Here is a 14,041-nt window from a genome sequence, read left to right as displayed (position 1 = left end):
TCACTGCCACCCGGTGACCTTGCGGACCGCCTGTTCGATCCGATCGACCGACGGCAGGTATGCCTGTTCGAGTTCGAGCGCGAACGGAACCGGCGAATGCGGGGCGCTGACCATCTCGATCGGTGCTTTCAAAGACGCGAACGCCTTTTGCGCCACGATCGCGGAGACGTCCGTCGCCAGGTTGCAGCGCGGGGGCGCTTCGTCGACCACGACCAGGCGGCCGGTCTGCTCGACCGAATCGAGGATTGCTTCCTCGTCCATCGGGCTGACCGTGCGCAGGTCGAGCACGTCGCACCCTATTCCTTCTTCGGCGAGCTTGTCGGCCACCTGTTCGCAGCGGCTGACCATCAGGCCCGTCGCGACCAGCGTCACGTCATCGCCCGCACGGGCGAGCCGTGCGTGGCCGAACGGCACGGTGTAGTCGCCGTCGGGAACTTCGCCTTCCATGCCATAGAGCATCTTGTGCTCCATGAAGATGACCGGGTCCTGGCCCCGCAAGGCTTCGCGCAGCAAGCCGCGCGCGTCTGCCGGGGTGGCCGGCATCACGACCTTGAGGCCCGGCATCGACGCGAGGATATGATGGACCGACTGGCTGTGCTGCGCCCCGGCGTTGAAGCCTGCACCGTAAGCCATGCGGATGATCGCCGGACAGGTGCTTTTGCCGCCGAACATATAGCGGAACTTGGCGATCTGGTTCCAGATCTGGTCAAGGCTCACGCCGATGAAGTCGGCGAACATCAGCTCGGCCACCGGACGCTTGCCGGCCAGCGCCAACCCGCCGGCCGCACCGACGATCGCGCTTTCCGAAATCGGCGTGTCGATCACCCGGTCGGCCCCGAACGCATCGTAGAAGCCGGTCGAGGTCGACCAGATCCCGCCGATCGCTTCCGGACCGCCATCGGTGCCCATCCCGCCGACCACGTCTTCACCGAGGACGACGACGCTGTCGTCCTGTTCCATCGCTTCGAAGATCGTCGAACGGATCGCGTCGCGATACATCATCTTGGTCACAGCGTGCTCCTCCCGCTCAATAGGCCACGTAGACGTCGGTCGTGACGTCATCGGCGGTTGGTCGGGCAGCGCTGCGGGCTGCATCGACGGAGTTATCGATCTGGTCGAGCACTTCCTGGTCGATAGCATCGAGCTCGGATGCCTCGAGCAGTGAAGCTCCGGTCACGCTTTCGCGGAATTTCGTCAGGCAGTCGCGCTCCTTGCGGATGCGCTCGAGCTCGCCCTTGCCGCGATAGCGCTGCGGGTCGCCTTCGAAGTGACCGAAGAACCGCTCGGTATCGAACTCGACGGCTGCTGGACCGTTTCCGGCGCGGACGTAGTCGAGCACTTCGCGCATCGTGTCGAACACATCGAAGAAGTCGGTCCCATCGCCGCGCCAGACTTTCATCCCGAACGCTTCGGCGCGGCTGGCGATATCGTCCTTGGTGCCGACCGCGTAGCGGAATCCGGTGTGTTCGGAATAGTGGTTGTTCTCGAACAGGAAAATGCATGGGGCCTTGGTCACGACCGCGAGGTTCATCGCTTCGAACGTGGTGCCCTGGTTGCAAGCGCCGTCGCCCGAGAAGGTGATCGCCACCTTGCCCTTGCCATCGAGCTTGGCGGCCAGCGCCGCGCCAACTGCAATCGGGGCACCCGCGCCGACGATACCGTTCGCCCCCAGCATTCCCTGGTCGACGTCAGCGATATGCATCGAGCCGCCCTTGCCTTTGCACAGGCCTTCGCTGCTGCCCCAGATTTCCTTCATCATCCCTTCGACCTCGCAACCCTTGGCCAGGCAATGCCCGTGACCGCGGTGGGTCGAGACGATCTTGTCGTCATTATCGAGATGTTCGCACACGCCGACTGCCACCGCTTCCTGCCCGCCGTAAAGGTGGGTGAAGCCGGCGATTTCGCCGGTCGCGATCTCGTTGTGCAGCCGCTCCTCGAACTCCCGAATGATTTTCATGCGGCGATATGCCTGCAAGAGTGCTTCGCGACTTAGTTGCATCCGGTCCTCTCTCGATCGTGTTCCCGCGGATCGTGCAGCCGCATTTGCGCCGGGAACAGTGCACGCGCGACTATGCAAGCCTCTAGGGTTTCGTACCGAAGCGTGGCCATTCGCCAAAGTGCTAGGTTCGCGGGTCGCCCCGGCGAACGGTCCGGCCCTTCGTATCGACATTTTAGGGAAGAGCATTTCCCCCGCGCTTCTGTCAAAGTTCGTGAAAAGCTGCATTGGCGAGGAACATCATGGGCACTCCAGCCGAAGAGATCGCGCACAAGGCGACCGGTCTTGCCGACATGTCCAAGCTCAAGGATCCGGAATTCCGGCACACCCCGATCACCCCCGAACGCTATTTTTCGAAAGCATGGGCGGACCGCGAATGGGACAAGGTCTGGACCAAGACCTGGCAGATCGCAGGGGTGACCGCGCAGCTTCGAGAAACAGGAGACTGGCTCACCGCCGAATTCCGAACCGAATCGATCGTCTGCATTCGCGGTGACGATGGCAAGATCCGTGCGTTCTACAATGTCTGCCAGCACCGCGGGATGCCGCTTGTCACGGGAGTGGCAGGCAACGCCGGATCGCGCAGGCTGACCTGCCCCTATCACGGTTGGGCCTACGAGCTCGCCGGCACTCTGAAGACCGTGCCCGACGAGGCGGATTTCATCCAGGGCTCACCGTGCGGAAAGCTCAACCTCGTTCCCGTCAAATGCGAAGTCTGGGCGGGCTTTGTGTGGATCAACATGGATGAAGATGCGCCGCCGCTGCGCCAGTTTCTCGGTCCGATTGCCGACCAGATCGACACCTACCCGATGGAACGCATGGTGCGCACGCATTGGGTAACGATCGAAGGCAACTTCAACTGGAAGCTGGTGCAGGACAATTTCAACGAGAGCTACCACGTCCCGTTCGTGCATCCGCAAACCAAGTTCGTGATGGAATACTCGCATCACCATTGCCAGTTCGATCTCTATCCCGAAGGTCACGCACGGATGTTCATGCCCGGCGCGGGACCGACAAAGATGCTGCGCGGGGGAGAAAACGAAACGCTCCAGATGATGGCCGAGGAACTGAAGTTCTGGGACATCGACCCGGACCAGTTTCGCGGCGGCAAGACCGGCGATATCCGGGCGGTGCTGCAGCGGGTCAAGCGCGAGAAGGGTGCTGAAAAGGGATACGATTTCTCGACCTACACCGACGAGCAGCTCACCGATCACTGGCATTACACGATCTTCCCGAACCTGTCGTTCAGCCTCAAGCCCGACGGCAACATCTGGCTGCGCGCGCGCCCGCACGAAAGCGATCCGGAGAAGTGCTATTTCGACATGTGGTACCTGACGCTGTTTCCCGAAGGGACCGATCGCTACTACTCCTACAGCATGTCGGAATGGGTCGATGTGTCGGTGCCCGCACCCTACGAGAAGGGGAAGTTCGGGGAGGTATCGACCGGGCCGGGAATCGACCAGGACGTTGCCGTCTGGGAGCATCAGCAACGCGGTCTCCATTCGCGCGGATACAAGCGAGACTATCTTGCGTGGCAGGAGCGCCGCGTGCGCTATTTCCACGAAAATCTCGAAAAATGGATGGCCGACTAATGGGTTAGGAGGCCGTGCGCACCGCCACCTTCACAGTCCACCGGTCACGAACAGGCACTGGCCGGTGACCCAGCTCGCTGCGGGCGAGGCCATGTAGACCACTGCCGCAGCGATATCTTCGGGCTTGCCGTATCTGCCGAGCGGGATCCTTATCATCTTGCGCAGGTTCTCGCGTTTTTCCTCAGTGTCGGTGCCCATGCAGTCATCGAAGTTCTCGGTCGGGATCGGCCCGGGAGCGACCGCGTTCACTCTCACGCCCGGGGCGACTTCGACCGCCAGCGTCTGGGTCAGGCTGTTTACCGCGGCCTTCGCTGCGCCATACGGACCATTCTTGACCTGGGGGCCGAACGACGACCGCGATGAAATGTTGACGATGGCGCCACCCCCGTTCGCCATCCGGCGCGCCGCCACTGTCGATCCCATCCACACCGCCTTGAGGTTCAGCGCGATCTGCGCATCGAAATTCTCCTCCGGTGTGCGCGTGAGATAACGCGGCGTAGCGTCGGGGATACCGCCAGCGTTGTTGACCCAGATCGTCAGCTTGCCGAATTGGCCGACGGTTTTCTCCGCGAGAGCCTCGAGCGCTTCCATCGAGGTGGCATCGGTGGCCAGCGGCAGCGCACGCCGACCGCGCACCTCGATCTCCTTCGCGACGGCGTCGAGGTCGGCCTGCGTGCGCGACGCGATCGCTACGTCGGCGCCGGCCTCCGCAAGACCCAGCGCGATGGCTCGCCCGATTCCCTTGCCGGCTCCGGTAACCACTGCAACTTCGCCGTCGAGACGGAACGTGTCGAGAATGCCCATTCGCAACTCTGCCTGATTGATCGTCGATGGCCTCATTTTGGGGGCTGCGCGAACGGAACAACACTGATTGAACCGCTAGGCATGCAATGCGGCCGGCCTCGCGAACTCGCGAGGATCGGCACCAGCATCAGGTGTGGCTGGCATTGGGGGAACCGGCTGGCGGAGAGGGTGGGATTCGAACCCACGATACGGTTGCCCGTATACCGCATTTCGAGTGCGGCGCATTCGACCTCTCTGCCACCTCTCCGCGTTAAATGCCGGTGGTTGGGCGCGCGGGCCCGGCCGAAGCGAAGGCGCCGCCTAGCCGAGCGCCGCGCTCTTGCCAAGTCCCCTTGCGCGCGATTGCCGGGGACCGCCGATCGGCCAAGTCTTGCCTGCCCGAAACCGCAGCCTATATTCATATGGTAGATGGATCGCTCTCAGTTCTTTTCCCCCCAGGCCGGTCGCACGATCGAAATGCCGCGCCACGTGCGTGCACGCTTCGCGATCGGCGAAGTCGTGCGCCATAAGATGTTCGATTTCCGCGGGGTGGTGTTCGATATCGACCCGGTGTTCGCCAATTCCGAGGAATGGTACCAATCGATCCCCGAAGCGATGCGGCCGCGGCGCGACCAGCCGTACTACCACCTGCTCGCGGAGAACGAGGATTCGTCCTACGTCGCCTACGTCAGCCAGCAGAACCTGTTGAGCGATGCCGAGGGCGGGCCAGTCGACCACCCGCAGGTCCACGAACTATTCGAGGATTTTGCCGGCGGTCGCTATCGGATGCGGCGCGGGCTGACCCACTAAGGCCGCGCCTGTGTGGCTCGCCTAGCTCTTGAGCTTCCAGCCCGACCGCAGCACCGCATAAACGATCAGCGCGATCACCACGTTGAGCACCCCCATCCCGATCGCCGAATGCACCACCGCCATGTTGGTGTTGCCGATGTCGCTCTGGCCGAGGAACCCGAACCGGAAGCCAGAGATCACGTAGAAGAACGGGTTCATCCGGCTGATCGCCTGGAAGTGCGGGGCGAGGTTGCTGATCACGTAGAACGTGCCTGAGAGCAGGCTGAGCGGAGCAATTACGAAGTTGGTCACCGCTGCTGCGTGATCGAACTTTTCCGCCCAGATCGAAGTGACGAGGCCGAACAGCGAAAGCATGATCGCGCCCATCAGCCCGAACCACACCACCGCCCAAGGATGCGCCATCGAAAGGTCGACCCCCGGGTAGAACTCCATCGCCAGCCCCAGCGCCCCGCCGACCATGATCGAACGGGTAACTGCCGCAGCGACGATCCCCGCCATCAGCTCACCATACGACAGCGGCGGCATCAGCAGGTCGATGATCGTGCCCTGGATCTTGCCTGCCAGCAGGCTGAAGCTCGAGTTGGCAAACGCGTTCTGCATCATCCCCATCACGATCAGGCCAGGGGCGACGAAGGTGGCGAAATGGACGCCGAGGATCATCCGGTCGGAACGGCCCATCGCCACGGTGAAGATCACCAGGAACAGCAGCGTAGTGACCGCCGGGGCCCACACTGTCTGGGTCTGCACCTTGAGAAACCGGCGAACCTCCTTAATATAGAGGCTCCACAGGCCGATCCCGTTGATCCCGTTAATTACCGGCTTCCCGCGCGGCGAAAAATGCGACCCCGGCCCGATGCCGGAATCGAGAGGGACTGCTGGATCGGATTCGAGACTACGGGCTTGATCGGCCATATGCCTTGCGACTAGGGCCAAGCTTTCCGGCTGGCAAGCGCGCAAGCCCGACGAACAGGAATTGATTGCACCCGATGAGCTGGACCGACGAACGTATCGCGACGCTGAAGAAGATGTGGGAAAGCGGATCGACCGCGAGCCAGATCGCCGACGAACTGGGCGGTGTGAGCCGCAACGCGGTGATCGGCAAGGCCCACCGCCTTGGCCTCAAGTCGCGCCCTTCTCCCGTCAAGGCGCACGAGGAGAAGCCGAAGAAGAAGAAAGCCAAGGCCGCGCCTGCTGCAAAGGCTCCAGCAACCAAGAAGGCGTCGCCTCCGCCCGCCAGGCCGGCTGCTCCACGCACGGCTTCGGAAAAAGCGGCGAGCCCGGCTCCGTCGGCTGCCAGCGCCACGCCGTCGCAGCCGCTCCCCAACCCGACGCCCGAGCTGCCAAAGATCGTCTCGGTCGGCCCCGGCGGGTTCCTGCGCCAGGGCCCCGGCGACCAGCAGGCACCGATTCCGCCCGCGCCGCCGCGCCGCTTGGTGCCCGCCAAGCCGAGCCCCGAAATCGCCGACAAGACCAGCCTGCTCGACCTCAACGACCGGGTGTGCCGCTGGCCGATGGGGCATCCGGGCGAGCCGGACTTCCACTTCTGCGGCGAAGCGGTAAACCCGGGCTTCCCTTATTGCGTCGAACACTGCGGCCGGGCCTACCAGGCACAGCTGCCGCGCGGTGCCCGCCGCCCCCCGCCGCCTTTGCCGTTCGGCGGCCCGCGAGTCCGCTGACGATCGGGACGCATTCCGGCTATTTGCAGAGGGCCGCCCCTGATCGAGGGTGCGGCCTTCTTCTTTGCTACAGCGACGATACTTAAGTTGCAGTATGCAACGCACTGCGATAGCAGTCGACTGACAGACCACTACAAGGGATCATCTCATGGCACTCTCGCTTTACGAAGCCTTCGTTCCCAACTGCCAGCAAGCCGTCGGCGCGTTGCCCGGCATGATCGACAAGGGCGAGGCCTACGCCAATGAGCACGGGATCACCGAAGAGGAAATGCTCGGGCTGCGGCTGATCGACGATATGTGGAACCTGCCGTGGCACATCCGCAGCTGCTGGGTGCATTCGGCCTACGTCATCAGCCTGCTGCCGACCGGCGAGTTCTCTCCCGACTTCACCAAGATCGCAGACAGCTGGGACGCGATGCGCGAGGAAGTGGCTACGACCCTCGATGCCCTTGCCAACGTCACGCCCGAAGAACTCGAAGCGGTTGCAGACAAGACTGTCGCGTTCGTCCTGGGCGGCAAGCGGCTGATGGAATTCACGGGGCAGAATTTCCTGATGAGCTTCTCCCAGCCCAACCTCTATTTCCACGCGACGACGTTCTACGACATCCTGCGCATGAAGGGCGTGCCGCTTGGCAAGCGCGACTTCATGGGTCGCGCGCGCATCCTGGCCTAGCGCCGCCGCGCAAACCAGATCGTGTGGCGCGGCCCCTTGTTGTTGGGCCGCGCACGCACGGTCCTCTCCTCGACATCGAACCCGGCATCCTTCAGCCGGCGCGCGAATTTCGGGTCGGGCGCAGCGGACCACACCGCCAGCACCCCTCCCGGCGCCAGCGCGTCGCGCGCGCGGCCGATCCCTGTTCGGGTATAGAGCCGCTCGTTACCGTCGCGCACGATCCCGTCGGGCCCGTTGTCGACGTCGAGCAGGATCGCGTCATACGGCGGCGAGGTGCCGTCCATCGCGTCGTCGATCAACGCCGCGACGTCGCACAGCTCGATCCGTGCGCGGGGGTCGGAGAGGCTGTCGCCGGTCAGCCCGGCCATTGGCCCGCGCGCCCAATCGAGGATCTCGGGCACGACCTCCGCCACGATGACCGAGCCATCCGGCCCCATCAATCGCAGCGCGGCGCGCAGCGTAAAGCCGAGACCATAGCCGCCGATCAACACGCGCGGCGCGTCGGTCGCGAGCCGTTCGAGCGTCAACTGAGCCAGCTGCTCTTCGCTGAACTGCATTCGCGTGCCCATCAGTTCGTTGCGGCCGAGCATCACGACATAGTCGCGCCCGTGGCGCACCAGCTCGAGCGTGTCTCCGCCGGGGATCCGAGCGGTGGCAATGTGTTCGCGGGGTATCATCGCGCGCTCCTGTGAACGCCGGGGAGCGACCCGTCAAAAGGAAAGGGGCCGCAGAGATCGCTCTCCACGGCCCCATTCGTGATTGGCTCGAAGGATCAGTCCTTCAGGAAGTCCGGCACGTGGGCTTCACCGCCCCCGTCGTTGCCGCCGTCGCGCCCGCCACGATCGCGGCGCGGACCGCGATCACGATCGCCACCACGACCGCCGCGACGGTCGCCGCCGCCGCGCGGGCCACGGTCACCGCGCGGTTCGCGCGGCGGACGGGTGTCTTCCAGCTCTTCGCCGGTTTCCTGGTCGACCACGCGCATCGACAGGCGGACCTTGCCGCGATTGTCGATCTCGAGGACCTTGACCTTCACTTCCTGGCCTTCCGACACGACGTCGGTCGGCTTCTCGACGCGCTCGTTCTTCATTTCGGAAACGTGGACGAGGCCGTCCTTGCCACCCATGAAGTTCACGAACGCACCGAAGTCGACGATGTTGACGACCTTGCCGTTGTAGATCTTGCCGATTTCGGGTTCCTCGACGATGCCGAGGATCCACTTCTTGGCGGCTTCGATCTGGTCGAGGTCGGACGAGGAGATCTTGATCACGCCTTCGTCGTCGATGTCGACCTTGGCGCCGGTCTCGGCGACGATCTCGCGGATCACCTTGCCGCCGGTGCCGATGACGTCACGGATCTTCGACTTGTCGATCTGGATCGTCTCGATGCGCGGAGCGTGCTTGCTGACTTCGGTACGGGCCGAACCCAGTGCCTTGTGCATTTCGCCGAGGATGTGCGCACGGCCGGCCTTGGCCTGATCGAGCGCCTTTTCCATGATCTCCTTGGTGATGCCGGCGATCTTGATGTCCATCTGCAGGCTGGTGATGCCCGCTTCGGTGCCTGCCACCTTGAAGTCCATGTCGCCCAGGTGATCTTCATCGCCCAGGATGTCGCTGAGGACCGCAAAGTCCTTGCCTTCGAGGATCAGGCCCATCGCAATGCCCGACACCGGGCGCTCGATCGGAACGCCTGCGTCCATCATCGAAAGGCAGCCGCCGCAGACGGTCGCCATCGAGCTCGAGCCGTTCGACTCGGTGATATCCGACAGCACGCGGATCGTGTACGGGAAGTCGTCGTGGCTCGGCAGCACGTTGTGCAGCGCACGCCACGCGAGCTTGCCGTGGCCGACATCGCGACGCGACGGCGCACCGAAGCGGCCCACTTCACCGACCGAATAGGGCGGGAAGTTGTAGTGCAGCATGAAGCGCTCGTAGCTGAGCCCCTCGAGGCTGTCGATCATCTGCTCGGCATCCTTGGTGCCGAGAGTGGTCGAGCAAAGCGCCTGCGTTTCGCCGCGGGTGAACAGCGACGAACCGTGAGCGCGCGGCAGAACGCCGACCATCGCTTCGATCGGGCGGACCTGATCGAGTTTGCGACCGTCGATACGGGTGCCGTCCTTGATGATGGCACCACGGACGATTTCGGCTTCGAGCTTCTTGGTCAGCTTGATCGCAGTCATCCGCTGCTGGCCGTCGAACTCGTCCGACGCGTAGTGCGCCTTGACCGTCTCGCGCGCCGCGTTGAGCGCGTCCGAGCGAGCCGACTTGTCGGTCAGCTTGTAGGCCTTGGCGATATCGTCACCGATCATCGCCTTGATTGCGGCCTTCATGTCGGCGTTGCCGTCTTGCGCGGCAACTTCCCACGGATCCTTCGCGGCCTTTTCGGCCAGCTCGACGATCGCACCGATAACCGGCTTGATGCTGTCATGCGCGAACATCACCGCACCGAGCATCTCTTCCTCGGTCAGTTCCTTGGCCTCGGATTCGACCATCATCACCGCGTCCTGCGTCGCGGCGACCACGAGGTCGAGCTTGCCGTCTTCCGCCAGCGCAGTGTTCTGCTTCGGATTGAGGATGTATTCGCCATCCTTGAAGCCGACGCGTGCCGCGCCGATCGGGCCCATGAACGGAACGCCCGAGATGGTCAGCGCGGCCGACGCGGCGATCATCGCCACGATATCGGGCTCGGTCTCCCCATCATAGCTGAAGACCTGCGCGATCACGTTGATTTCGTTGTAGAACCCTTCAGGGAACAGCGGCCGCACGGGGCGGTCGATCAGGCGGCTTGTGAGCGTTTCCTTCTCGGTCGCGCCACGTTCGCGCTTGAAGAAGCCGCCCGGTATGCGCCCGGCCGACGAGAATTTTTCCTGGTAGTGCACGGTGAGCGGGAAGAAGTCCTGGCCTTCCTTGACGCTCTTGGCGGCGGTAACGGCGCACAGCACTACGGTTTCGCCGTAGGTCGCGAGCACCGCGCCATCGGCCTGGCGGGCAATACGGCCCGTTTCCAGAGTGAGGGTCTTTCCGCCCCACTCCAGCGATACAGTTTTCGTGTCGAACATTGATTTTCCTTCTGACCCATGCGCCACATTGCGTCATGGGGCCTCTCATATTCCGGGTAAGCCGTCCCGGTCCGGTAAGGGGCCTTGCTTGACCCCGGGCCCCCTCGCCGGATTGCGAAGGATGCCAAAACTCTCAATCGTCATCCCAGCGAAAGCTGGGATCGCTTGATTTCGATCTCGGCTCGAACGGCACGAGATCCCGGATCAAGTCCGGGATGTCGCGATGCTAAACGGCCCGCCGATGGCGGGCCGAAGCATCACGTCACTTGCGGAGACCCAGCTTCGCGATCAGCGCGTTGTACCGCTCGACGTCTTTCTTCTTGAGATAGGCGAGCAGGCTACGGCGCTTGTTGACCATCATCAGAAGTCCGCGACGCGAGTGATTGTCCTTATGGTGGTCCTTGAAGTGTTCGGTCAGGTTGCGGATGCGCTCGGTCAGGATAGCGACCTGCACTTCCGGCGAACCGGTATCGCCCTTGGTCTGGGCGTTGTCCTTGATGATCTTCGTCTTTGCTTCGGCGGTAACCGACATTCTCTTACTCCGCGGTATCGGGATAATTGAATCCCCTGACGACTTTCGCCGTCCCCTGCGAGACTTCCATCAACGCGACCGGCACGCCGGCTGATCGCACAAACAGGAGCCCGTCGGGATGGGGCATTCCGGAAAGGACCCGGCCCTGGCGGACCGCCTGCGCGCTTTCCGGATCGAGATCGTGGGCCGGGATACCGTCCAGCCCCGCCTCCAACGGCAGGAGATGGTCTTCAAGCGCCGCGCCCTTACCGATTTCCTCGAGCAAGTCCAGCGAAATCGCTTGGGATTGGCTGAACGGCCCGGCCTTGGTGCGCCTGAGATAGGTGACGTGGCCGACCGTTCCAAGGGCGTGCGCGATATCGCGTGCAAGCGAGCGGATGTAAGTGCCCTTGCTGACGTTTGCCCGGAGAGAGATGGATCGAAGCCATCGCTTTGCGACATTGCGGTTGAGATTTTCGACGATCCGCTCGCCGAGGTCTGACGGCTCCTTGCGTCTGACCCTGCTCTCCACATCCTCCACCACGCACCCAATATACTTAAGCGAATGTATGGTTACCTGCCGCGCTTCAAGGGCAACTTCTTCGCCTGCCCGGGCGAGGTCATATGCGCGCCGTCCATCAATCTTCAGGGCGGAATATTTCGGGGGAACCTGTCGGATCGGTCCGATGAAGTGTCGGAGGATACCCTCGACTTGTTCCAGTGAAGGAAATGATGGACTTGTCGCGACAACCTCGCCCTCGGCATCGAGGGTATCGGTCTGTTCACCGAACTGGATCGTGAATTCGTAGATCTTGTCGCTATCGAGCATCCGCCCGGCGAGCTTGGTTGCTTCGCCCAGCGCAATCGGAAGTACTCCCTCGGCCAGCGGATCGAGCGTGCCGCCGTGGCCGACCTTGGTCCCGGCATATCCGCCGGTGCGCAAGTTGCGCTTGACCGCCCCGACCGCCTGGGTCGAGCCAAGGCCGCGCGGCTTGTCGAGGATCAGCCAGCCGTTGGGGGCGGGCTTCGCGCCGTTCACCTTCCGGCCACCGCCTGCGCCAGCGCGAGGTAGTGCCCGAGCGCCCAGTTCACCGGCGGACCGACCACGTGTTCGATAATGCCATATTGTGGAAACGCCCAGGTTGCCGCGATCAGCGCAACGAACAGGAACATCCCGAATTGGCGCAGTTGGCCATATTGCGCCGCCAGCGAGCGCGGCAGCAGCCCTTCGACGATGTGCGATCCATCGAACGGCGGCAGCGGCAGCAGGTTGAACAGGCCGAGGAACACGTTGATCGTGATGAACAGCTGCATCATCGTCGGGAACCATGCACCCGGGCCAGCCGCAGCAAGGCCGAAAGAGCCGGCATAGAGCCCCAGCAGCACCGCACCGACCGCCGCCAATACGAAATTCGTCATCGGACCAGCCGCCGCGACCAGCATCATGCCGACGCGCGGGTTTGACAGGCGGCGGAAGTTGACCGGAACGGGCTTGGCCCAGCCGAATACCGGCCCGCCGAACAGCGCCAGCGCGCCGGGCACCAGCAGCGTGCCCACCGGGTCGACGTGGCGCAGCGGGTTAAGCGACAGCCGCCGTCGCTCCTGCGCGGTCGGATCGCCGAGCAGTAGCGCCGAGTAGCCGTGCGCGACCTCGTGGAACACGATCGACACGATCAGGCAGGGAATCAGCAGGATAGCGAGCTGGAGAGTATCGGACATGGGCAGGAGATAGGGTGCCTTTCCCCGCTCAACCAGCCCATTCGTCGGCAAGGACTGAAAAGATCACGGTATCGCGCACCCGTCCGTTCCACGTGACACGTTCGCGGCGCATCGTGCCTTCCTCTGTGCAGCCGAGCTTGAGCACCGCCGCGCGCGACCGGGCGTTGACCGCATCGACCTTGAACACGACCCGCATCAGCCCGCACGCGAAGGCATGATCGAGCATCAGTGCCTTAACCCGCCGGTTCAGCCCGGTGCCGCGCTTCGAAGGGATATAATAGGTGTTGCCGATTTCGATCGACCAGCCCGGCTCGCCGTAGGCCAGCCATGCAGTCATCCCGACGAGCACGCCATTTTCGACTATGGCGTATCCACGGCGATCGAGATTGCCGACCAGGCGGTCGAAATTCGCATCGAACGCATCGCCAAGATAGGAATTGCCGTAGATCTGCCAGATCTCCCGGTCTTCGGCGCAGGCTTTCCGCAACGGCTCGCGATGTTCCTCGGCGAGAGGGACCAGCTTCAGGTCTCCGCTGCTCAGCGCAACATAGAGCCGGTCGTCGGTCATTGCAGCGCCTGAGTGAAATGCTTGCGGCACAGCGCGACATAGCGGTCGTTGCCGCCGATCTCGGTCTGCGCGCCCTGCTTCACCGCCTTACCGCTGGCATCGACCCGCAAGTTCATCGTCGCCTTGCGCCCGCAGTGGCACACCGCCTTGAGCTCGACGAGTGCATCGGCAATCCCGAGCAGAGCAGCCGAACCGGGGAACAGCTCGCCCTGGAAATCGGTCCGCAGGCCGTAGCACACCACCGGGATGCCGTGCCGGTCGGCCAGTCCGGCGAGTTGCCAGACCTGCTCCCTTGTGAGGAACTGTGCTTCGTCGACCAGCACGCAGGCAAGTTCGGCCTCCTCGTGTTCCTCAAGCACCCGCCCGGCGATGTCGGTGTCCGCCTGGAACCGGTGCGCATCGCTGGCGAGGCCGATCCGGCTGGAAATCGCGCCGAACCCGGGCCGGTCATCGATCGCAGCCGTCCACAGGCTGACTCGCATATCGCGCTCGCCATAGTTGAACGCAGCCTGCAGCAGCGTGCTGCTCTTGCCTGCGTTCATGCTCGCATAATAGAAATAGAGCTTGGCCATTCAGGGAACGCATAGGCCCGTTCGGTCATTGGAAGGAAGCATGGCAGCGCACAATCCGCAGGTTTGTCGCCGTCAGTATGCAT

15 protein-coding genes and 1 tRNA gene are annotated in these 14,041 nt (G+C 63.3%); 4 read left to right on the top strand and 12 right to left on the bottom strand.

Annotated elements, in window-relative coordinates; genetic code table 11:
• Positions 1–1,011 (bottom strand): alpha-ketoacid dehydrogenase subunit beta, encoded by a 1,011-nt coding sequence (locus tag CJO11_RS10250; RefSeq protein WP_095012626.1) that lies wholly within the window; start codon positions 1,009–1,011, stop codon positions 1–3.
• 16 nt (positions 1,012–1,027) lie between these two features.
• Complete coding sequence (locus tag CJO11_RS10245) at positions 1,028–1,999, bottom strand: thiamine pyrophosphate-dependent dehydrogenase E1 component subunit alpha (RefSeq protein WP_095012625.1); 972 nt, start codon at positions 1,997–1,999, stop codon at positions 1,028–1,030.
• A 239-nt stretch (positions 2,000–2,238) separates the two neighbouring features.
• Here CJO11_RS10245 and CJO11_RS10240 point away from each other — a divergent pair, with 239 nt between their 5' ends.
• Positions 2,239–3,588, top strand: coding sequence for an aromatic ring-hydroxylating oxygenase subunit alpha (locus CJO11_RS10240; RefSeq protein WP_095012624.1), 1,350 nt, complete (start codon positions 2,239–2,241; stop codon positions 3,586–3,588).
• Between the two features lie 30 nt (positions 3,589–3,618).
• Here the strand turns inward: CJO11_RS10240 and CJO11_RS10235 are convergent, their stop codons facing one another.
• Both CJO11_RS10235 and CJO11_RS10230 read right to left on the bottom strand, forming a co-directional pair.
• On the bottom strand, positions 3,619–4,428 hold the full coding sequence (locus CJO11_RS10235) for an SDR family NAD(P)-dependent oxidoreductase (protein WP_205651061.1): 810 nt from the start codon (positions 4,426–4,428) through the stop codon (positions 3,619–3,621).
• Positions 4,429–4,549: 121 nt separating this feature from the next.
• Positions 4,550–4,639 (bottom strand) — tRNA-Ser (locus tag CJO11_RS10230).
• Positions 4,640–4,800: 161 nt separating this feature from the next.
• Here CJO11_RS10230 and hspQ point away from each other — a divergent pair.
• On the top strand, positions 4,801–5,181 hold the full coding sequence (gene hspQ, locus CJO11_RS10225) for a heat shock protein HspQ (RefSeq protein WP_095012622.1): 381 nt from the start codon (positions 4,801–4,803) through the stop codon (positions 5,179–5,181).
• A gap of 21 nt (positions 5,182–5,202) precedes the next feature.
• On the opposite strand, the gene CJO11_RS10220 is transcribed toward hspQ, so the two are convergent.
• The gene (locus CJO11_RS10220) at positions 5,203–6,093 is read right to left on the bottom strand and encodes an ABC transporter permease (protein ID WP_095012621.1); all 891 of its coding nucleotides are present in this window, start codon (positions 6,091–6,093) and stop codon (positions 5,203–5,205) included.
• Positions 6,094–6,167: 74 nt separating this feature from the next.
• Between CJO11_RS10220 and CJO11_RS10215 the strand changes: the two genes are divergently transcribed.
• Together CJO11_RS10215 and CJO11_RS10210 are read left to right on the top strand one after the other, a co-directional pair.
• Positions 6,168–6,857: a GcrA family cell cycle regulator gene (locus CJO11_RS10215; RefSeq protein WP_095012620.1), complete on the top strand. Its 690-nt coding sequence runs from the start codon at positions 6,168–6,170 to the stop codon at positions 6,855–6,857.
• A gap of 148 nt (positions 6,858–7,005) precedes the next feature.
• Positions 7,006–7,530 (top strand): DUF1993 domain-containing protein, encoded by a 525-nt coding sequence (locus CJO11_RS10210; protein WP_095012619.1) that lies wholly within the window; start codon positions 7,006–7,008, stop codon positions 7,528–7,530.
• On the opposite strand, the gene CJO11_RS10205 is transcribed toward CJO11_RS10210, so the two are convergent.
• The 7 genes from CJO11_RS10205 to CJO11_RS10175 all read right to left on the bottom strand — a co-directional run bounded on the left by CJO11_RS10205 (position 7,527) and on the right by CJO11_RS10175 (position 13,958).
• Positions 7,527–8,207, bottom strand: coding sequence for a spermidine synthase family protein (locus CJO11_RS10205; RefSeq protein WP_095012618.1), 681 nt, complete (start codon positions 8,205–8,207; stop codon positions 7,527–7,529). The two genes, CJO11_RS10210 and CJO11_RS10205, sit on opposite strands and share 4 nt — an antisense overlap.
• 95 nt (positions 8,208–8,302) lie before the next feature.
• Positions 8,303–10,588: a polyribonucleotide nucleotidyltransferase gene (gene pnp, locus CJO11_RS10200; RefSeq protein WP_095012617.1), complete on the bottom strand. Its 2,286-nt coding sequence runs from the start codon at positions 10,586–10,588 to the stop codon at positions 8,303–8,305.
• Between the two features lie 262 nt (positions 10,589–10,850).
• Positions 10,851–11,120, bottom strand: a complete 270-nt coding sequence (rpsO, locus tag CJO11_RS10195; RefSeq protein ID WP_095012616.1) for a 30S ribosomal protein S15 — start codon at positions 11,118–11,120, stop codon at positions 10,851–10,853.
• A gap of 4 nt (positions 11,121–11,124) precedes the next feature.
• Positions 11,125–12,138, bottom strand: coding sequence for a tRNA pseudouridine(55) synthase TruB (truB, locus tag CJO11_RS10190; RefSeq protein WP_095012615.1), 1,014 nt, complete (start codon positions 12,136–12,138; stop codon positions 11,125–11,127).
• The gene (locus tag CJO11_RS10185) at positions 12,135–12,818 is read right to left on the bottom strand and encodes a site-2 protease family protein (protein WP_095012614.1); all 684 of its coding nucleotides are present in this window, start codon (positions 12,816–12,818) and stop codon (positions 12,135–12,137) included. The genes truB and CJO11_RS10185 overlap by 4 nt, the downstream gene beginning before the upstream one ends.
• A 28-nt stretch (positions 12,819–12,846) precedes the next feature.
• Complete coding sequence (locus CJO11_RS10180; protein ID WP_095012613.1) at positions 12,847–13,386, bottom strand: GNAT family N-acetyltransferase; 540 nt, start codon at positions 13,384–13,386, stop codon at positions 12,847–12,849.
• Positions 13,383–13,958 (bottom strand): thymidine kinase, encoded by a 576-nt coding sequence (locus CJO11_RS10175; protein WP_095012612.1) that lies wholly within the window; start codon positions 13,956–13,958, stop codon positions 13,383–13,385. Before CJO11_RS10175 ends, CJO11_RS10180 begins: the two co-directional genes overlap by 4 nt.
• Positions 13,959–14,041: the final 83 nt, after the last annotated feature.

It is taken from the genome of Tsuneonella mangrovi (assembly GCF_002269345.1).
In the GTDB taxonomy this organism is placed as follows: Bacteria; Pseudomonadota; Alphaproteobacteria; order Sphingomonadales; family Sphingomonadaceae; genus Tsuneonella; species Tsuneonella mangrovi.
The sequence above is the reverse complement of the archived record's forward strand: the minus strand, read 5'-3'. Positions and strand labels throughout refer to the sequence as shown.